Origin of the sequence: Sphingopyxis sp. Geo25 (assembly GCF_949769135.1) — a bacterium.
In the GTDB taxonomy this organism is placed as follows: Bacteria; Pseudomonadota; Alphaproteobacteria; order Sphingomonadales; family Sphingomonadaceae; genus Sphingopyxis.
The window spans coordinates 101,197-118,482 of record NZ_CATKOZ010000008.1 but is presented as its reverse complement, the minus strand read 5'-3'; the positions used below and the strand labels follow the sequence as shown (position 1 = coordinate 118,482).

At 68.6% G+C, this 17,286-nt stretch carries 20 protein-coding genes; 10 read left to right on the top strand and 10 right to left on the bottom strand.

Features of this window, described 5'->3' with window-relative positions:
- Nucleotides 1-6: 6 nt before the first annotated feature.
- Complete coding sequence (locus QOL68_RS17275) at nucleotides 7-579, bottom strand: superoxide dismutase family protein (protein WP_282950232.1); 573 nt, start codon at nucleotides 577-579, stop codon at nucleotides 7-9.
- A 182-nt stretch (nucleotides 580-761) separates the two neighbouring features.
- Here QOL68_RS17275 and QOL68_RS17270 point away from each other — a divergent pair, with 182 nt between their 5' ends.
- Nucleotides 762-1,013: a hypothetical protein gene (locus tag QOL68_RS17270; RefSeq protein ID WP_282950231.1), complete on the top strand. Its 252-nt coding sequence runs from the start codon at nucleotides 762-764 to the stop codon at nucleotides 1,011-1,013.
- 270 nt (nucleotides 1,014-1,283) lie between these two features.
- Here QOL68_RS17270 and QOL68_RS17265 read toward each other — a convergent pair whose 3' ends face one another.
- From QOL68_RS17265 to QOL68_RS17250, 4 genes are all read right to left on the bottom strand, one after another.
- Nucleotides 1,284-1,709 (bottom strand): ExbD/TolR family protein, encoded by a 426-nt coding sequence (locus tag QOL68_RS17265; protein WP_058455924.1) that lies wholly within the window; start codon nucleotides 1,707-1,709, stop codon nucleotides 1,284-1,286.
- A 32-nt stretch (nucleotides 1,710-1,741) separates the two neighbouring features.
- Nucleotides 1,742-2,260 carry an ExbD/TolR family protein gene (locus QOL68_RS17260; protein ID WP_058455923.1) on the bottom strand — a complete coding sequence of 173 codons (519 nt, stop codon included), beginning with the start codon at nucleotides 2,258-2,260 and terminating at the stop codon, nucleotides 1,742-1,744.
- 124 nt (nucleotides 2,261-2,384) lie between these two features.
- Entirely contained in the window at nucleotides 2,385-3,200 is an 816-nt protein-coding gene (locus tag QOL68_RS17255) for a MotA/TolQ/ExbB proton channel family protein (RefSeq protein WP_197410132.1), read from the bottom strand.
- Nucleotides 3,201-3,274: 74 nt separating this feature from the next.
- Entirely contained in the window at nucleotides 3,275-3,931 is a 657-nt protein-coding gene (locus tag QOL68_RS17250; protein WP_058455922.1) for an energy transducer TonB, read from the bottom strand.
- A 358-nt stretch (nucleotides 3,932-4,289) separates the two neighbouring features.
- Between QOL68_RS17250 and QOL68_RS17245 the strand changes: the two genes are divergently transcribed.
- Together QOL68_RS17245 and QOL68_RS17240 are read left to right on the top strand one after the other, a co-directional pair.
- On the top strand, nucleotides 4,290-5,084 hold the full coding sequence (locus tag QOL68_RS17245; protein ID WP_231729025.1) for a hypothetical protein: 795 nt from the start codon (nucleotides 4,290-4,292) through the stop codon (nucleotides 5,082-5,084).
- A gap of 111 nt (nucleotides 5,085-5,195) precedes the next feature.
- Nucleotides 5,196-6,515, top strand: coding sequence for a homoserine dehydrogenase (locus QOL68_RS17240; protein ID WP_282950230.1), 1,320 nt, complete (start codon nucleotides 5,196-5,198; stop codon nucleotides 6,513-6,515).
- On the opposite strand, the gene QOL68_RS17235 is transcribed toward QOL68_RS17240, so the two are convergent.
- Nucleotides 6,512-6,913 (bottom strand): hypothetical protein, encoded by a 402-nt coding sequence (locus QOL68_RS17235; protein ID WP_282950229.1) that lies wholly within the window; start codon nucleotides 6,911-6,913, stop codon nucleotides 6,512-6,514. The genes QOL68_RS17240 and QOL68_RS17235 overlap by 4 nt on opposite strands.
- A 129-nt stretch (nucleotides 6,914-7,042) precedes the next feature.
- Here QOL68_RS17235 and glpX point away from each other — a divergent pair, with 129 nt between their 5' ends.
- Both glpX and QOL68_RS17225 read left to right on the top strand, forming a co-directional pair.
- Nucleotides 7,043-8,017: a class II fructose-bisphosphatase gene (gene glpX, locus QOL68_RS17230; RefSeq protein WP_058456031.1), complete on the top strand. Its 975-nt coding sequence runs from the start codon at nucleotides 7,043-7,045 to the stop codon at nucleotides 8,015-8,017.
- A gap of 53 nt (nucleotides 8,018-8,070) precedes the next feature.
- Complete coding sequence (locus QOL68_RS17225) at nucleotides 8,071-9,174, top strand: TIR domain-containing protein (RefSeq protein WP_282950228.1); 1,104 nt, start codon at nucleotides 8,071-8,073, stop codon at nucleotides 9,172-9,174.
- On the opposite strand, the gene QOL68_RS17220 is transcribed toward QOL68_RS17225, so the two are convergent.
- Complete coding sequence (locus tag QOL68_RS17220) at nucleotides 9,168-9,683, bottom strand: DUF4402 domain-containing protein (protein WP_282950227.1); 516 nt, start codon at nucleotides 9,681-9,683, stop codon at nucleotides 9,168-9,170. The two genes, QOL68_RS17225 and QOL68_RS17220, sit on opposite strands and share 7 nt — an antisense overlap.
- 94 nt (nucleotides 9,684-9,777) lie before the next feature.
- Between QOL68_RS17220 and QOL68_RS17215 the strand changes: the two genes are divergently transcribed.
- The 5 genes from QOL68_RS17215 (at nucleotide 9,778) to QOL68_RS17195 (ending at nucleotide 15,406) form a co-directional block, all read left to right on the top strand.
- Nucleotides 9,778-10,881, top strand: a complete 1,104-nt coding sequence (locus QOL68_RS17215) for a type III polyketide synthase (RefSeq protein ID WP_282950226.1) — start codon at nucleotides 9,778-9,780, stop codon at nucleotides 10,879-10,881.
- Nucleotides 10,878-11,591, top strand: a complete 714-nt coding sequence (locus QOL68_RS17210) for a methyltransferase domain-containing protein (RefSeq protein ID WP_282950225.1) — start codon at nucleotides 10,878-10,880, stop codon at nucleotides 11,589-11,591. The genes QOL68_RS17215 and QOL68_RS17210 overlap by 4 nt, the downstream gene beginning before the upstream one ends.
- Nucleotides 11,588-12,685 carry an NAD(P)/FAD-dependent oxidoreductase gene (locus tag QOL68_RS17205; RefSeq protein WP_282950224.1) on the top strand — a complete coding sequence of 366 codons (1,098 nt, stop codon included), beginning with the start codon at nucleotides 11,588-11,590 and terminating at the stop codon, nucleotides 12,683-12,685. The genes QOL68_RS17210 and QOL68_RS17205 overlap by 4 nt, the downstream gene beginning before the upstream one ends.
- Before the next feature lie 97 nt (nucleotides 12,686-12,782).
- Nucleotides 12,783-13,178: a peptide-methionine (R)-S-oxide reductase MsrB gene (gene msrB / locus QOL68_RS17200; protein WP_282950223.1), complete on the top strand. Its 396-nt coding sequence runs from the start codon at nucleotides 12,783-12,785 to the stop codon at nucleotides 13,176-13,178.
- A gap of 50 nt (nucleotides 13,179-13,228) precedes the next feature.
- Entirely contained in the window at nucleotides 13,229-15,406 is a 2,178-nt protein-coding gene (locus QOL68_RS17195; RefSeq protein WP_502957419.1) for a transglycosylase domain-containing protein, read from the top strand.
- 41 nt (nucleotides 15,407-15,447) lie between these two features.
- Here the strand turns inward: QOL68_RS17195 and QOL68_RS17190 are convergent, their stop codons facing one another.
- Genes QOL68_RS17190 through QOL68_RS17180 form a run of 3 tightly spaced genes read right to left on the bottom strand, consistent with a single transcriptional unit; the run spans nucleotide 15,448 to nucleotide 17,241 of the window.
- Nucleotides 15,448-16,176 carry a M48 family metallopeptidase gene (locus tag QOL68_RS17190; protein ID WP_282950222.1) on the bottom strand — a complete coding sequence of 243 codons (729 nt, stop codon included), beginning with the start codon at nucleotides 16,174-16,176 and terminating at the stop codon, nucleotides 15,448-15,450.
- A complete protein-coding gene (locus QOL68_RS17185; protein ID WP_058457512.1) occupies nucleotides 16,157-16,597 on the bottom strand; it encodes a YcgN family cysteine cluster protein in 441 nt (146 codons plus the stop codon). The genes QOL68_RS17190 and QOL68_RS17185 overlap by 20 nt, the downstream gene beginning before the upstream one ends.
- Complete coding sequence (locus QOL68_RS17180; protein WP_082657707.1) at nucleotides 16,597-17,241, bottom strand: SCO family protein; 645 nt, start codon at nucleotides 17,239-17,241, stop codon at nucleotides 16,597-16,599. The genes QOL68_RS17185 and QOL68_RS17180 overlap by 1 nt, the downstream gene beginning before the upstream one ends.
- Nucleotides 17,242-17,286: the final 45 nt, after the last annotated feature.

Genomic DNA, 17,286 nt, shown 5'->3' with positions numbered 1-17,286 from the left:
GGGCGTTTATTTCGCCGACCCGAGCGCGATCACCCCGCACGCGACGCGCGCGCCGCTGTTGCCGCTGGGGTCGGTCTTGAGGTCGTCGGGCTTGGCATGGATGACGAACGCCGCGCCGTCGGCGTCGAGCAGCCCGCCCTCGCCGCTGAGCCGGGTGCCGACGATCTTCAGCGTCGCGCGGCCGATCTCGCCGCTTTCGACCACAAGATTCGGCAGGTCGCCGTGATGCGCTCCCATCGGATTGTCGCGGCCGTGCTGCGCGCCGGTCGGGTTCCAGTGCGGTCCCGCGCTCGCGAAATCGGGCGGCGTACACTGGCCGACGGCGTGGACGTGCATGCCATAGGTGCCGGGCGCAAAGCCGCGCGCGACGAGTTCGATGCGCAGCCCGTCGCTGTCCTTGTAGAAATCGGCGCGGCCGCGATCGGCGCCCGCCGCGTCGAACAGCGGCGCCGAGGCGTCGGCGGGCGGCAGCGTCTGCGTCGGCTTGCCCCCCATCCCGGCACATCCGGCCAGCGCCAGCGTCGCGGCCCCCAGCAGCGCGGCGGCGAGTTTCGGGCGGCGGTCGGCGGGCTGGGTCATCTCTCTTCTCCGGTTGCTTGACGATCATAACGCCATCGGCGGCGATTTCGATCCACCGCGATGATGCCCTCGACTCGTCGCGCTGCCAAGCGCGATATGGGCGAAGGGCCGGCCCACGCCAGCCGGCCATCTCCTTGGAAGCGGGCCGCTTTGCCCGGTGGCTCTTGCCGGGAGAGGCTCCGATGACTTTCGCCAATTCCGAATTCGTCGCGCTGGTGAAGCGGACGCGCGCGAAATTCGGCGTCGGGATCGACGAAGCGCCCGAGTTGGCTTTCGCCGACGCGGAGATGCGGCGCCCGATTGCTTGGCGAATCAGCCACGACCCCGAGTGCCGGCGGCAGGCGCTTCACGATCTGAAGCGAAAAGGCGAGACGTCGTTTTTCGTCGAGATCGATGGCCGTTTGCGATTTCGCGAAGCTGGCAAGGGCGACTGATGGCAGCGGCTGCTTCGGGGTGGGGAGCGGTCCTTCCCCTATTCGTCATCCCGGGCTTGACCCGGGACCCGCCTTCCTTCTCACGAGCCGTAGAAGACAAGGCAGGCCCCGGGTCAAGCCCGGGGTGACGTGAGGGGAAATCCTCCCTGTGGCAAAGCCAGATCGGCCGCAAAGGGCAGCTTTCGCTCGCCGCCGAGCGTCCTCTCGTCAAAGAGAAAGGGCCGCGGATCGCTCCGCGGCCCTTCGCCTGTACGCGGTTCCGATCAGCGATCAGAAGACGCGTGCATATTGTTCGTTGCCGACGAAGCCGAGCTTGCCGACGCCGCTGCGCTTGACGACGGCCATCACGCGGTCGACGACGATATAGCGCGCATAGGGGTCGGGCTGCACCTGCAGTTCGGGTTCGACCGGCAGCGCCTTGGTCTGTTCCAGAAACTGCGAGAGCTGCGCCAGATCGACCGGCGTGCCGTTCCATGCGATCGTCCCCGCGGGGTCGATCGTGATCTTGTTCTTTTCCGGGTCGACGTTGTTCTTCGCGTCGGTCGGAACCGGCAGGTCGATCTTCACCGCGTGCGTCTGGACCGGAATGGTGATGATGAACATGATGAGGAGCACGAGCATGACGTCGATCAGCGGCGTCGTGTTCATTTCCATCATCGGTTCGTTGTCGTCCCGATCCCCAACAGCCATAGACATAGGTCTATTCCTTCATAACTGACCGGACCGCCTCAGAGACGGCCCAGCGTGCCCGAACCAGGAGCCGGTTCGGAAATGAACCCGATCTTCTGGAAGCCGGCATATTGCATCGTGTAGATCACGCCGCCGATGCACTGGTACGGCGTGTTGATGTCGCCGCGGATGTGCACTTCGGGGAAGTTCTCTTCGGTGATATTCTGCGGACCGCCGATGTCCTCGAGAAGCTGTTCGAGCTTCTTCTGGCCCCGGTCGAGCAATTCGCGCGAATCGACCGGGGTCTGGCCCCAATAGACTTCGCAAGCCGAGCTGTCGGCATTGGGTTCGCCGTCGCCATCGGTATCGGCAGAGCGGACCGAGAGAAGCACGTTTTCGGGCTTCGTCGTCGTCGGTTCGAAAACCACGTCGGGCAGCTTGAGGTTCACCGTCTCCAAAACCACGGGAACCGTGATGAGGAAGATGATGAGCAACACAAGCATGATGTCCACGAGTGGCGTCGTGTTGATGTCGGACATCGGGGCATCTTCGCCCTTTGCGCCTGAACTCATCGCCATAGGATTAGCATCCTGTCACAAAATTACTGTCATGGACCGGGACGGTGCACGCATCGCGCCCCGCCCCGTCCAGTGCGGCCCCCCGTGTATCGCCTTCGCGCGACACCCGGGGCTCCGCAGACCCTTAGGCCTTCTTCGGCGCCGCGGCCGGGGCGGCAGCCTTCGCCGGAGCGATCGTCGCCGGCTTCACCTGGCCGCCCGACATGATCGAGCCGAGAACGTCGTTCGAGAAGGTCGAGAGACGGCGGGCGATCGCCTTGTTGCGGCTCTGCAGCCAGTTGAATGCGAGCACCGCGGGAACCGCCACGATCAGACCGATGGCGGTCATGATGAGCGCTTCACCGACCGGACCGGCAACGGTGTCGATCGACGCCTGACCCGACGCGCCGATCTTAACCAGCGCGCGGAGAATACCGATAACGGTACCGAACAGGCCGACGAACGGCGCGGTCGAACCGACGGTCGCGAGGAAGGCGAGGCCGCCGTTGAGCTTAGAGTTGATGTGGTTCTGCGAACGTTCGAGCGTGCCGTGCATCCAGTCGTGGGCTTCGACGGGGTCGGTCAGCTTGTTGTGCTCTTCGTTGGCGCGCAGACCGTCTTCGACGACCTGGCGATAGGCGCTGTTCTTTTCGAGCTTTGCCGCACCGTCGGCGAGCGTCGGGGCGCGCCAGAAGTTCGCGTCGACCGCCTTGCCCTGATTGATCACCTTATTCTGTTCGAACAGCTTGGTGAACAGGATGTAGAGCGTGCCGACGAACATGATCAGCAGGACAAGGAAGGTGACCTGCGACACGATGCCGCCTTCGCAGAGCGCGGGGACGAGGCCGTAGGGGTTGGTGCCTTCTTCCTTCACGCACATCGACGCGGGCATCAGGCTGAAGCCGGCGTCGTGGGCGGCTGCCGGTGCCGCGGCGGCGGCATTTGCAATCAGGTTAAACATTTCGGATATTCCCTCTCAAAATACGATAAAGATCAAAATTTCCAAGGCGTTCGGTCAAGCGATCCCGATCGGGATCACTTCGGAATCACCCATTTGATGCGGCTCGAAAAGCTGCCCCCCGAAGGGTTGCCGGCGCGATCCTTCGCGGGATCGAAGCGCGCGCGGCGCATCACCAGCTTGCAGGTTTCCGCATCGAGATCGGCATGGCCGCTCGACGACGTGATGTCGCAGCCCGTGGGCTTGCCGCTCGCGTCATAGCTGACGCGGAAACCCGTCGTGCCTTCGCGTTCCTCACGCATCGCGCGGGCCGGATAGTCGTCGTTGGTCGCCCAGCGCGCCGGGTTGCCCTTCGGTCGGCCGGGAGCGCTGAGGTCGGGCGACGGCGGGGGGGCCGGCGGCGCCGCGATGGGCGGAATCGGAAGCGGCGGACGCGGCGGTGCCTCGGGAACCGACTGGATCGTGTTCGAGGTCACCGGCGGCGGGATCGGCGACGGGGGCGTCACCACCGGCGGCGGCGGCGGCAGCTTGTTGTCCGGCGGCGGCGGCGGAGGGGGTTCCTCCGGCGGCGGCGGTTCCTCGACGTCCACGACGTCCAGTTTCTCGGCAAGCTTCTTGACGATGCTGATGTTCAGACCGTTGACCAGGCCATAGCCCAGCACCGCCGTCAGCAAACCCACCAAGACAATTGCCACTACCCTGTTTTTAGGGTCGACATTATCACCATAAGCCATTCAGGGACGACGCTCCTTGCTAGATCATCCTGACACCAAAATCCCCACCGACCGGTTCGGTTGCCAAATGCCCGGATGATTTCCGATGCGTTCCACAGACCCGGCGGCGTAGCAGCCGGCTTATTATGCTCTTGCCGGACACTTCGCCGCACGTCCTATCGCGGTGGCGGCACATTCGCAAACCCTTTATCAGCGGTTAATGTCCGCTTCCCCATAAAGGGTATTTGGCGCCGCTCCGGCGCTTGTTACTATAGAAGGTGGTTCGATCATGCGCGCGCGTCTGCCGGCTCTGGCCCTGGGTATTCTGGCCGCAAGTAGCTGTTTTTACAGCGCTTCGGCGATGCAGGCTCCGACACCGGTGGCAACTCCCTCCCCCTATAGCTATGCCGACATCGCCGATCTGGCGACGATCGCGCCGATCGCGATCCACGGGCGAATCTACAAGACCGCGGTGCTGAAGCCCGAGCAGGCGCCCGGCCTGAAAGCCGGTCGGGCGCGACTTTATGTCGAGGCCGACGTGATCAGCCTGATTCGCGGATCGGGGCCGCTCGCGGCACGGGTGAACTATCTGGTCGACCTGCCGCTCGACGCGAAGGGCAAGGCGCCGAAGCTCAAGAAGAAGCAGCCGGTGCTGATCTTCGCGCGTCCGGTCGCGGGCAGTGCGCCGGGGACACGCGATACCGGAAGCATCCGGCTGGTCGCCCCCGACGCGCAACTTCCCTGGGACGCGGCGACCGAGGCGACGCTGCGCGCGATTCTGACCGAGGCGGTCAAGCCCGGCGCGCCGCCCGCGATCACCGGCATTGCCAACGGATTCCACGTCCCCGGCACCCTGCCCGGCGAGGGCGAGACGCAGCTGTTCCTCGATACGAAGACCGGCGAGCCGGTGTCGCTGACGATCCTGACCGCCGCCGATGGCTCGCGGCGCTGGGCGGCGGCGTTCGGCGAGATCGTCGACGGATCGGCGGCGGTGCCGCCGCGCGACACGCTGGCCTGGTACCGCCTTGCCTGCGGCCTGCCACGCCAGCTGCCGCTCGCAAAGCTTGCCGGAACAGCCCCTGAGGATCGCAAGAAGGCGGCGTCGGACTATGCCGTGGTACTCGGCGCCCTCGGCGAATGCACGCGAACGCGCGCGCCGCTGACGGGAAGCTGAACTTTTCCTTCCGCTTACCGAAGCCGCGTCGGGCTTGTGTCCGGCCGAAAAGCCGATAGGGCGCTCGCGAGGGCGGGCCATCGCGCACGCCGCCTGTAGAGGAGTGCCCGAATGTCGCCGTCCCCCGCCCCTGCCGTGCCCCGTCCGCCCTTGCGCGTCGCGCTGGCGGGAATCGGCGTCGTCGGCGGCGGGGTCGTCAAGCTGCTCGAGGCCAACCGCGACCTGATCGCGCGGCGCGCGGGGCGCGCGGTCGAGATCGTCGCGCTGTCGGCGCGCGACCGGCACAAGGACCGCGGCGTCGACCTGTCGCGCTATCGCTGGGAGGACGATCTCGGCGCGCTGGTCACCGCGGGCGACGTGGATGTGGTCGTCGAGATGATCGGCGGCGCCGACGGCATGGCGCTGACGCTGGCGCGGCAGGCGCTGACCGCGGGCAAGGCGCTGGTCACCGCGAACAAGGCGATGATCGCGCATCACGGGCTCGACCTCGCGCGGCTCGCCGAGGCGAAGGACACGCCGCTGAAGTACGAAGCGGCGGTCGCGGGCGGCATCCCGGTCATCAAGGCGATCCGCGAGGGCGCGTCGGCGAACCAGATCGCGCGCGTCTATGGCATCCTCAACGGCACCTGCAATTATATCCTCACGCAAATGGAGCGCAGCGGCGCGAGCTTCGCCGAGGCGCTCGCGGGCGCGCAGGCCGAGGGCTATGCCGAAGCCGACCCGACCTTCGACGTCGACGGGATCGACGCCGCGCACAAGCTGTCGATCCTCGCCGCGCTCTGCTTCGGGACGCGGCTCGACATCGGCGCGGTGACCGCAAGCGGCATCCGCAATCTGATCGCCGCCGACATTCGCGAGGCCGAGGCGCTGGGCCACCGCGTTCGCCTGATCGGCATGGCCGAACGCGACGCGAATGGGCTTTATCAGCATGTCCAGCCGTGCCTCGTTCCCGCCGACCATCCGCTCGCCTATGTCCCCGGCGCGCTGAACGCGGTGGTCGCCGAGGGCAATTTCGTCGGCCGCCTGTTCTTCGAGGGCGCGGGCGCGGGCGCGGGGCCGACCGCGTCGGCGATCGTCGCCGACATCATCGATATCGCGCGAGACGAATATGGCCCGGCCTTCGCCATGCCCGTCGACGCGCTCGACGCCGCGCCCGTCGCCGATGCCGGCACGCGCGTCGGCAAACATTATGTCCGCCTGATCGTCGAGGACCGGATCGGCGTCCTCGCCGAGATCGCGACCGCGATGCGCGATGCGGGCGTATCGATCGAAAGCTTCATCCAGCGCGGCACCGACGACGACGACGGCGTCGTGATCGCGATCGTCACGCACGAGGGACCGGCAAGCGCGATCCACGCCGCGCTGAAGATCCTCGCGGCGTCGGACCATGTCATCGGCACGCCGATGCATATGCCGATCCTCGCGCTCTAGTTCTCCGGTTCCTCGGGCGGCGCCACGCCCGTTTCGGGGTCGGTCGCGCGCTTCGCCATTTCGTAGAGCGCATTATATTCGGGGCCGGGCGCATAACGGCCGCCGATCGGCATCCAGTTGTACGGCAGCTTGTCGAGGCTCATCGCCTTCGCCTCGGCGCGGGGGAGCTTCGGCGGCGCCTCGCGTCCCTCGTTTGCGATCGCACGCAGTTCGGGCGACAGGCGATGGCGGTCGGTGTCGCTGCCGCATACCGTGATCGACCCGTCGTCGGCGGGCTTGCAGCGCTTGACCGGGTCGGTCAGCTCGCGGCTTCTTTCGACCGCGGCGTCGGCGGCGGACTTAGCGGGCTTCGGGGCCGGCGGGCCGATCAATTGCGCCGAAACGGGAGATACCGTCATCGCGATGACGCAGAATGGCGCAAAAGCGGCACCGAATCGGGCGAAGCATCCTCGACAAGCGGCGCGGGCAACCATATGGCGCGCACCATGCCGAAGGGGCGGGACAAGTAAAGACGGAGAGTGAAGGCGATGACGAACAGCGGCGGCAGCAACCTCGACCGAGTGCTCGTGCTCGAAATGGTGCGCGTCACCGAAGCCGCGGCGATCGCCGCCGCGAAGCTGATCGGACGCGGCGACGAAAAGGCCGCCGATGCCGCCGCCGTCGAGGCGATGCGCAACGCGTTCAATACGCTCTATATGGACGGGACCATCGTGATCGGCGAGGGCGAGCGCGACGAGGCGCCAATGCTCTATATCGGCGAGAAGGTCGGTAGTGCCCCGGGCAAGGGTCCGAAGATCGATATCGCGGTCGACCCGCTGGAAGGCACGACGATCACCGCCAAGGCCGGCCCGAACGCGCTGGCGGTGCTCGCGATCGCCGAGGAAGGCTGCCTGCTCAACGCCCCCGACGTCTATATGGACAAGCTCGCGGTCGGCCCCGGCTATTCGCCGAACATCGTCAATTTCGACAACAGCGTGCGCGAGAATGTCGAGGCGGTCGCGCGCGAAAAGGGCTGCGCCCCCGCCGACATCATCGTCTGCGTCCTCGACCGCCCGCGCCACGAGGCGATCATCGCCGAGCTGCGCCGCATCGGATGCGGCGTCGCGCTGATCCCCGATGGCGACGTCGCCGGGGTGATCGCGACGACGAACCCCGAAACCAACATCGACATCTATATGGGATCGGGCGGCGCGCCCGAGGGCGTGCTGGCGTCGGCGGCGCTGCGCTGCGTCGGCGGCCAGTTCAAGGGCCGCCTGCTGTTCCGCAACGATGACGAGCGGCTGCGCGCGAAGAAATGGGGCATCGAGGATCTCGACCGCGTCTATGACCTCGAGGATCTGGCCAAGGGCGATGTGATCTTCGCCGCGACCGGCGTCACCGACGGATCCTTGCTGTCGGGGGTCAAGCATCGCCGTGGCGGCATCCTGACCACCGAGACCGTCGTGATGCGCGCCTCGTCGGGCACGGTGCGCTGGGTGAAGGGCGAACATCGCGTGGCTTGAAGTTAACGAAGGCTGTGCCATCGTCTGCGCCGCAAAGGGGGAAGGTAGCGGTTATGGGAGAAGCAGGACGTCCGCAGCTGTTCGTCAGCCATCATTCGAGCAAGTATGAAGTCGCGCTGCACGTCGAACGCGCGCTTTCGCGCCACGGCGTCGAATGCTGGATCGCGCCGCGCGACGTCGGCCCCGGCGAGGCGTTCGATACTGCGATCATGAAGGCGATCCGCGATTCGTCGGGCGTGCTGCTGCTGTTCTGCAGCCAATCGGACAAGAGCCCGCATGTGAAGCGCGAGCTGATCCTGGCCGACAGCGCGCACAAAGCAATCATCCCGTTGCGGCTCGAAGAAATCGTCCCCGACGACCTCGCCTATCACCTTGCCAGCGCGCAATGGATCGACTGGCTGGAAAAGCGCGACGATTCGATCGCGCGGATCGCGGTCAAGGCGCAGCAGCTCGCCGGCGTTCCGCCGGTCAGGGAGGGCGCGCCGGTGATTCCCGGGGGCGCTTCGGCGGCAGCTGCCGACAATCTGCACGCGGCCATCCTGTCGCAGGCCGCCGAGACGCCGCCGCCCGCGCCCGCGAGCGTGTCGGTGCGCACGCTAGTGATGGCGGGGCTGGGCGTCGCGGTCGTGGTGCTCGCCGCGATGCTGTTTCTGCGCGGCGGCGAGGCGCCCAAAACCGAGGTGGCGGCCTCGACCGAAGCTCCGGCCGCGACAATGTCGCCCCCCGCCGCAGCGACCCCCGCGCCCGGCACGGGCGATACGCCCGTTTCATCGCCGGTCGCAGCGCCGTCGCAATATGCCGCCACGCCTGCAACGCCGCAGGCGGCCGACGCCTCTGCCCCGGTGCGTTCGCGCATCCCGCCGACCTTCAACTGCAACCGGGCGATCACCAACAGCGAGCGGCGGATTTGCGCGAGCGATGAGCTGGCGGCGCTCGACCGCGAAATGGCCGAAGCCTATCGCGCGCTGAACCAGATCGCGATCAACCGGCGCGCGCTGCTCACCGCCGAACAGAGCGCGTGGCGCGTGTCGGTGCGCGACGCCTGCCCCGACGACGCGTGCGTGGCGCGCGTGATGCGCCAGCGGATCGCGGTGCTGGTCGAACGGCGGCTGGATATTGCCGAGAAGCGGGCCGAGAAGCCGGCCACCGGTTACTGATACTCGACCGTCACCGGGATGCGCCCGCGATAGTCGCCGTCGGCGGAGCCCGTCACCTGCAACCGGCCGCCGAAGCGGAACTGCAACCGCCCGTCGATGCCGAGCCGCGGCGCGGCGCCAAGATCGGTGGCGAGGCCGACGACCCGCGCGGTCGCGCCGGTCCCGCTTTCGAGATCGACCGTTGCGGGCAGGAAAACGCGCACCTCCGCGCCGGGCTCGCCGCGCACGGTAACCACCCCGGTCAGCGCGAAGCCGCCGAGGTCGCGGACGTCGCCGCTGACCCGGCGAACGCCGGTGACCGGGTCGATCGCGACCTCGCCGCCGCCGCTTCCCGCCGCGATGCGGCCCATGTCGAGCTGGGTTTCGACCTCAACGTGCAGCGGCGTCTGACCGCTCCGACTCGCCGACGTCTTCGCGCTTTCGCTCGCGCCGCACAGCAGGCATTGCGCCGACGCCCCCGAGGGCGTGGCGGCGAGCAGCGCAAGACCGAGAAATAGGCGCAGTTCCACGCCCTCCGGCATAAGGCACTCGTGGTTAATCTGCGGTAAAGCCGCCCGCGCGCTAACCGCTGGCGGTGCCTTTCAATTCGGTCTAACCAGCGCCATGAGCAGCCCCCAGCTCCCCCCCCTCCCCCGCCTCAACGCGCTCGCGACGGCGGTGCCGACCCACGATATCCACCAGGCTTTCATCGACTGGGCGACCCCGCGCCTGACCGACGAGCGCGTGCGCGCGCTGTTCGCGCGCATGGCGGCCCGGTCGGGGATCGCGCATCGCTGGTCGGTGCTGCCGCCGACCGCGGATGGCGGGTCGCCGGTCGCACCGGGGGGCTTTTACGACGTGCCCGGCCTGCCCCCGACCTCGGCGCGCATGACCGCCTATGCCGAACACGCCCCCGAGCTGGCGCTGCAGGCGATCGCGAAGCTCGGCGATGCCTTCGATCCCAGGCGGATCACGCATATCGTCGTTGCGAGCTGCACCGGCTTCGTCGCGCCGGGAATCGACCAGATCCTCGCCCGCCGCCTCGGCCTGCCGCCGACGGTCGAGCGCGTGCTGATCGGCTTCATGGGCTGCTATGCCGGGGTCACCGCGCTGCGGAGTGCGCGCCATATCGTGCGATCGGAACCCGGCGCGGTGGTGCTCGTCGTCAGCGTCGAACTGTCGACGCTCCATCTCAGCCTTGCCGAAGCGCCCGAGCCCTTGCTCGCGATGCTCCAGTTCAGCGACGGCGCCGCGGCGGGAATCGTGTCGGCCGATACGCGGGGACTCGCGCTTGGCGCGGGCGTCAGCCTAGCGCTCGACGACAGCGCCGACCTCATCCGCTGGGACATTGGCGACCGCGGCTTCGAAATGCATTTGTCGGGCGAAGTCCCCGGCCGCCTGCGCGAAGCACTCGCCGCGCCCGCCGTGCGCGGGCAATTGTTCGATGGCGATCCGCCCGAACTGCTCGCGGTCCACGCCGGTGGCCGCTCGGTACTCGACGCGGTCGAACATGCGCTGGGCGTCGATCCGCCCACGCTCGCCGACAGCCGCTCGGTGCTCGCCCGCTTCGGCAATATGTCCTCGGCGACGATATTGTTCGTGCTCGCCGAGATGATGGCGCGCGGCGCGGAGGGGCAGGGGATCGCGATCGCCTTCGGCCCCGGCCTCGCTGCCGAGGCGATCCGGTTCGACGCTGGCCGGTTCGACGCTGGCGGCATCGGGGCATGAACCCGTTCGCCAGCCTCGCAAGGCCGATCGCGCGCGAGGAGGAGATGGACGCCGCCGAGCTGCCGCCCGCGCGCTATGCGAAGGTGCTCGCCGACCTGTCGCGCATCAACGCGCTGACGTTGGCGCCACGCCCGACACTGGGCTTCCTCGATCGCGTCCGCGCGCGCGGGGTCGGGACAAAGCCCTGGCGCATCCTCGATGTCGGTTTCGGCGCGGGGGACATGCTGTCGCGGATCGCGCGCTGGGCCGACGCGCGCGGGGTCGCGGTCGAGCTCGCCGGGGTCGATCTCAATCCCAAGAGCGCGCCCGTTGCCGACGCGCGGCTCGGCGGCCGCGCGCGGCTGATCACCGGCGATTACCGCGATCTGGCAGGGCAGGGGTGGGACATCGTCCTCTCCAGCCTCGTCACCCACCATATGACGGCGGAGCAGCGGCGCGACTTCCTGCGCTTCATGGAGAAGGAAAGCGCGCGCGGCTGGCTGGTCAACGACCTCCACCGCCAGCGCCTGCCCTTCATGGGCTTTCCGCTGCTCGCGGTGCTGGCGCTCGCCGACCCGATCGTGCGGCGCGACGGCCAGTTGTCGGTCGGGCGCAGCTTTCGCCGCGCCGAATGGGGGGCGATCCTGGCGGACGCGCTGGCGGAGACGGCAGCCGAATGCCGGATCTTCCGCAGCTTTCCGTATCGCCTCTGCGTCGAGCGCATCCGATGAACGATGCAATCGTCGTCGGCGCCGGGCCCGCCGGGTCGGCGGCGGCGATCGGACTGGCGCGGGCGGGGGCAAGGGTGCTGCTGCTCGAGCGCACGCGCGAAACGGGCGATGCGCTGTGCGGTGGCTTCCTGAGCTGGCGGACGCTGGCGCGGCTCGATGCGCTCGGGATCGACCGCGCGCGGCTCGGCGGGCAGGCGGTGCGCCGTGTCCGGCTGTTCGCGGGGCAGCGGAGGAGCGAGACGACGCTGCCTGCCGAGGCGATGGGCGTTTCGCGCCTGCGGCTCGACGGCGCGTTGCAGGCGGCGGCGGGCGCGGCGGGGGCGGGGCTCGAACGCGGGGTCCATGCGTCCGCAATCGAGGGTGACAGCGTGCAGACGCGCGACGGCGCGACGCTCGCGGCGCCGGCGATCTTCCTCGCCGCGGGCAAGCATGGCTTTCGCGGCTTTCCGCGCGAGCCCGCCGCATGGCAGCGCGGCGACCCGGTGCTGGGGCTGCGGCTGCGGCTGCCCGCGCATCCGGCGCTCGACCGGCTCGTCGGCGATGCCGTCGAACTCCACCTCTTCGATCGCGGCTATGCCGGGCTGGTGCGGCAGGAGGACGGGAGCGGCAACCTCTGCCTCGCCGTCCACAAATCGCGACTCGATGAGGCGGGCGGCGAGCCGGTCGCGTTGCTCGGCGCGCTCGGCGACCAGTTTCCCTTCCTCGGCGAGCGGCTCGCCGCGGCCGACTGGACGCGCGGCGTCGATGCGATCGGCCATGTCCCCTATGGCTGGCGCACCGCCGACACCGCGCCCGGCCTGTTCCGGCTCGGCGATCAGGCCGGGGTCATCCCCAGTCTGGCGGGCGAGGGCATGGGAATCGCGCTGGCGAGCGCCGACGCGGCCGTGGCGGCGTGGCGTGACGGTGGCGCCGGCGCTGCGCCTGCTTTCCAGCGCCGGTTCGCGCAGCGCATGGCGCGGCCGCTGGGGCTGGCGAATCTGGTCTGGCGGGCGGGCGAAAGCCCCGTCACCGCCGGGATACTGACCACCGCCGCGTCACTTTTCCCGCCGCTGGTGCGAATGGTGTCGGAGGCGACGCGAATTCGCGGCGGCTGACCGGCCGGCCCTTGCGGGGCGCGCGCATTCACCCGATATTGGGCACAACCGGCGGCGGCGCTTCAAGCCCGCCGCACCCCGGAAAGGAGATTTCCGCATGACCGACAAGACACTCGACCCGATGGCGCACCACGTGCTGCGCGAAGGCGGCACCGAACGCGCGTTCACGGGCAAATACACCGACCACAAGGGCGACGGCGTCTATCGCTGCGCCGGGTGCGGCGCGCCGCTGTTCGACAGCCGCGCCAAATATGACAGCGGGTCGGGCTGGCCGAGCTACACCGCCCCGGCGGGCGATGCTGCGGTGACCGAGCATCACGACATGAGCCACGGCATGATCCGCACCGAAGTGCGCTGCGCCAAGTGCGAAGGCCACCTCGGCCATGTCTTCCCCGACGGCCCCGGCCCCGAGGGGCTGCGCTATTGCATCAACAGCGCGGCGCTTGACTTCGCGGACCGCGGGCAGGATGACGCTGACACCGGCAAAGGTTAACCGATCCGCCGGCACTGACGCATCAGGGGCGCAGGAAGGAACAGACTACTTTGCGTCGCGAACGACAGCAGGCATCATCAGGTAAATCGTCATCCGCGGGCAAAGGGTCCGGTTCGTCCGGGCCCAAGCCCCCGCCGTCGCGGTTCCGGCTCTGGGTCCGGCGGCTGTTCCGCTGGGGCCTGGGGCTGGCGCTGGTCGGCGCGATCGCGGTCGCGGTCGCGGTCGGCATCGCGGTGCAGCGCATCCCGAGTTTCGAGGAACTGAAGCGCTCGCCCGCCGGCCAGACGATCCGCGTCCACGCCGCCGACGGCACGGTGTTCCTGTCACTGGGCCCGAATTACGGCCGCTGGCTGACGCTCGACGAGACGCCGCAGGTGATGCAGGACGCGATGGTCGCGGTCGAGGATCGCCGCTTTCGCTATCATCCGGGGATCGACCCCGTCGGCATGAGCCGCGCCGCAGTGTTCGCGGTCCAGCATTATGGCACGGGGCGCCGGATGCAGGGCGCGTCGACGATCACGCAGCAGCTCGCGCGCAACATCTTCCTGTCGAACAGCTACACCTGGACGCGCAAGCTGCGCGAAATGGTGCTCGCGATGGCGCTCGAATGGAAATTCTCGAAGGACGAGCTGCTCGAACTCTATCTCAACAAGGTCTATTTCGGCGGCGGCAGCTATGGCATCGACGCCGCGTCGCGCCGCTTCTTCGGCCACAGCGCGACGCAGATGTCGCTCTCCGAGGCCGCGGTGGTCGCGGGGCTGGTCAAGGCGCCGTCGCGCTATTCGCCGACCGCCGACGCGCAGGCCGCGCTGGGCCGCGCGGGCGTCGTGCTCGACACGATGGTCGATGGCGGCTTCATCACCCGCAGCCAGGCCGACAGCGCCGAGCCCGCCAATGTCCAGCTTGCGCAGGAAACGGGGCAGAACAGCGCACGCTATTTCAGCGACTGGGCGCTGCCGCAGCTCGACCTGCTGATCGACGAAGGCACCGAGGCGCTCGACGTCTATACGACGATCGACCTCAACATGCAGCGGGCGGCGACCGCCGCGATCCAGGCCGACACACCGAAGGGCGTGCAGGCGGCGCTCGTGTCGATCGACCGCGACGGCGCGGTGCGCGCGATGGTTGGCGGCACCGACTATGTCACCTCGAACTACAATCGCGCGACGCAGGCGCTGCGCCAGCCGGGGTCGGCGTGGAAATTGTTCGTCTATATGGCCGCGCTCGAAGCGGGGTATAAGGTCGACGACCAGGTGGTCGACGAACCGGTCACGATCAACGGCTGGTCGCCCCGCAACTCGTCGGGGCGCTTCGCGGGGACGATGGACCTGCGCACCGCCTTTGCCTATTCGGTGAACACCGTCGCCGCAAAACTGGGCGACGAGGTCGGCTTCTCGGCGGTCGCGAACATGGCGCGCCGCTTCGGCATCACCACCCCGATCAACACCCACCCCTCGATGGTGCTCGGAAGCGCCGAGGTGCGCGTGATCGACATGACCGCCGCCTTCGCCGCCGTTGCGCGCAAGGGCGTGTCGGTGCAGCCCTATGGCATCACCAAGGTGACGACCGCCGACGGCCGGCTGCTCTATCAGCGCCCCCCCGAGCGCGGGCAGGTGCTCGTCGACAATTGGGTCGCCGCGGGCATCACCGACCTGCTCCAGACCGCGGTCAACACCGGCACCGGCAAGGCGGCGCAGATCGGCCGCCCCGTCGCGGGCAAGACCGGCACGACGTCGAGCAACAAGGACGGCTGGTTTCTGGGCTTCTCGAGCGGGCTGACCACCGGCGTCTGGATGGGCCGCGACGACGCGAAGGCCGTCGGCGGGCTGCAGGGCGGCCGCGCGCCGGCCAGAGCCTTTGCCGATTATATGCGCGTCGCAGTCGCCCGGCGCCCGGTCGAAGCCTTCGATACCGAGGTCAAGCTGCCCGAATGGCAGCTGGAGGACGAGGGCGACGCTTATATGGGCGAGCCCGGTCAGGAAGGGCTGACCGACGACAACGGCATGCCGATCGAGCTGCCCTATGACATGCGCGGGCCCGAGGACATGCCCGACCCGCAGACGCCGCAGCCCGTTCCGGACGGTCCCGTGTTGAACCAGCAATGGATCGAGGAGCAGACCGGCCGCCGCCCGGCACCGTCCGACCTCGGCACACCGCCCAAGGGAAGTCCTCCGGCAAAGGGCGCGCCCGCGCCCGCCCCCAGGACCGCGCCGCGCGAAGGCGAGTAGAATGGGATCCGCGCTGTGCCTGCGGCACAGCGCGGATCGCCTCAGCCGAACCGATAACGGTGCAGGCCGCGCCCTTCGCGGCGCAGCCACGCGCGCGCCGCGCCGACGTCGCCGTCGTGGAGTTCGTCGACGAGCGCGTGGAAATCGGCGCCATGATCCATGTGCCGGAGGTGCGCGACCTCGTGCGCGACAGTCGCGCGGCGGACATGGTCGGGAGCGAGGATCAGCCGCCAGCTGTAGCGGAGGTCGCCGTCGTGCGTGCAGCTGCCCCAACGGCTGCGCGGATCGCCGATCCCGATGCGGCCGACGCGAAGCCCCGCGTGCGCCGCGATCTCGCGGCTTTCCGCCGCCATCAGGTCGAGCGCCTCGGCCTTCAGCCAGCGTTCGAGCCGCCGCCCGACGGTCTCCGCCGGGCCGCCGAGGCTCAGCCGTCCGTCCGCCATCCGCACCGCACGCGGCGCGCCTGCGATCCAGTCGATGCGATGGTCGGCGCCGCGAAACGGAATCGCCGACCCCGGCGCGACCAGCACCGGCGCGACCGACTTGCCGACCTGTTCGCTCAGCCAGTCCTGCTGTTCGCTCGCCCATTTGAGCGCGCGCAGCGCGCTCGCGCGGCGCGGCAGGGTCAATCGCAGCTCGCCGCGCGCGCCATCGAAGACCAGCTTGTACCGACGCGACCGGGCATGATGCACGAGCCGCACCGGCCACAGCGTCTCGCCGACGCGGATGTGCGGGCCGTCGCCCGCGGGGTCAGACCACGCGCTCGACAAGATGATTCTCCAGCGGCCCCGCGACATCCTCGCTCACCGTCCAGCCGACGATCGATTCGCCTGCGCGATGCACGGCGTCGCGGTCGCCGCAGACGAGATAATGCCATTCGGGCAGCGGTTCGCCTTCGGCACGCAGGCGATAGGCGCAGGTCTGCGGCAACCATATAAGGTCGTCGACTTTTGCGCGGGTCAGCGTCAGGCAATCGGGGACGTGGCGGCGACGATGCTTGTAATCGCCGCAGCGCGCCGTTGTCAGGTCGAGCAGGCGGCACGCGACGTTGGTCGGATAGATGCGCCCCGTATCCTCATCCTCGAGCTTGTGGAGGCAGCATTTGCCGCAACCGTCGCACAGCGCCTCCCACTGCCCGGCATCGAGGCTGGCGAGCGGCGCTTCCCAGAAGGGCTGCGCCTCGCGGGCCACTACTTGACCCACTTCGCCAGATCGGCGGCGACCTTGCCGGGCGCGCCCTCGTCGGGCTCGGTCGAGGGGTCGTCGAGCGGCAGCAGCGCAAGCGGCTTGCCGTCGGGGTCCATCAGGAAGGCGAGCTGGCTGTGCGCCATCAGATATCTGTCGGGCGCCGACCCCGGCACCTTGTTGTAGGTGACGACGAACGCCTTCGCGACCGCCGCGATCTGTTCGGGCGTGCCGGTCAGTCCGAGCAGGCGCGGATGATAGCGGCTGACGAAGGGTTTGAGCGCGGCGGGCGTGTCGCGTTCGGGATCGACGGTGATGAAGATCGGCGCCACTTTCGCCCCGCGCGCCGGATCGCTCTTCTCGAACGCCGCGAGGCCGCGCATCAGCTTCTGCAGGTCGACCGGGCAGATGTCGGGGCAATAGCTGTAGCCGAAATAGACGAGGCGATATCGTCCCGCAAAGTCGGTATCGGACACGGTCTTGCCGTTCTGGTCGGTCAGCGTGAACGGGCCGCCGATCTTCGCGCCGGCGAGCGGCGGCGTCGCCTCGGGCGTGCCGCCGGGGGCGCCGCACGCGGCGAGCGCGGTCGCGGCAAACAGGAGCAGGCTTGAACGGGCAAGCTTTTGCCCCATAATTGCGATATTCATCATGCGGCCAGCCTTGATCGGCTACGCCACGAAAATCAACCTTTGTCG

What these genes read in the sequence shown, in the direction of transcription:
- QOL68_RS17275 (WP_282950232.1), bottom strand. Translation starts at nt 579, where the DNA reads ATGACCCAGCCCGCCGACCGCCGCCCGAAACTCGCCGCCGCGCTGCTG.
- QOL68_RS17270 (WP_282950231.1), top strand. Translation starts at nt 762, where the DNA reads ATGACTTTCGCCAATTCCGAATTCGTCGCGCTGGTGAAGCGGACGCGC.
- QOL68_RS17265 (WP_058455924.1), bottom strand. Translation starts at nt 1,709, where the DNA reads ATGTCTATGGCTGTTGGGGATCGGGACGACAACGAACCGATGATGGAA.
- QOL68_RS17260 (WP_058455923.1), bottom strand. Translation starts at nt 2,260, where the DNA reads ATGGCGATGAGTTCAGGCGCAAAGGGCGAAGATGCCCCGATGTCCGAC.
- QOL68_RS17255 (WP_197410132.1), bottom strand. Translation starts at nt 3,200, where the DNA reads ATGTTTAACCTGATTGCAAATGCCGCCGCCGCGGCACCGGCAGCCGCC.
- QOL68_RS17250 (WP_058455922.1), bottom strand. Translation starts at nt 3,931, where the DNA reads ATGGCTTATGGTGATAATGTCGACCCTAAAAACAGGGTAGTGGCAATT.
- QOL68_RS17240 (WP_282950230.1), top strand. Translation starts at nt 5,196, where the DNA reads ATGTCGCCGTCCCCCGCCCCTGCCGTGCCCCGTCCGCCCTTGCGCGTC.
- QOL68_RS17235 (WP_282950229.1), bottom strand. Translation starts at nt 6,913, where the DNA reads ATGACGGTATCTCCCGTTTCGGCGCAATTGATCGGCCCGCCGGCCCCG.
- glpX (WP_058456031.1), top strand. Translation starts at nt 7,043, where the DNA reads ATGACGAACAGCGGCGGCAGCAACCTCGACCGAGTGCTCGTGCTCGAA.
- QOL68_RS17225 (WP_282950228.1), top strand. Translation starts at nt 8,071, where the DNA reads ATGGGAGAAGCAGGACGTCCGCAGCTGTTCGTCAGCCATCATTCGAGC.
- QOL68_RS17215 (WP_282950226.1), top strand. Translation starts at nt 9,778, where the DNA reads ATGAGCAGCCCCCAGCTCCCCCCCCTCCCCCGCCTCAACGCGCTCGCG.
- QOL68_RS17210 (WP_282950225.1), top strand. Translation starts at nt 10,878, where the DNA reads ATGAACCCGTTCGCCAGCCTCGCAAGGCCGATCGCGCGCGAGGAGGAG.
- QOL68_RS17205 (WP_282950224.1), top strand. Translation starts at nt 11,588, where the DNA reads ATGAACGATGCAATCGTCGTCGGCGCCGGGCCCGCCGGGTCGGCGGCG.
- msrB (WP_282950223.1), top strand. Translation starts at nt 12,783, where the DNA reads ATGACCGACAAGACACTCGACCCGATGGCGCACCACGTGCTGCGCGAA.
- QOL68_RS17180 (WP_082657707.1), bottom strand. Translation starts at nt 17,241, where the DNA reads ATGATGAATATCGCAATTATGGGGCAAAAGCTTGCCCGTTCAAGCCTG.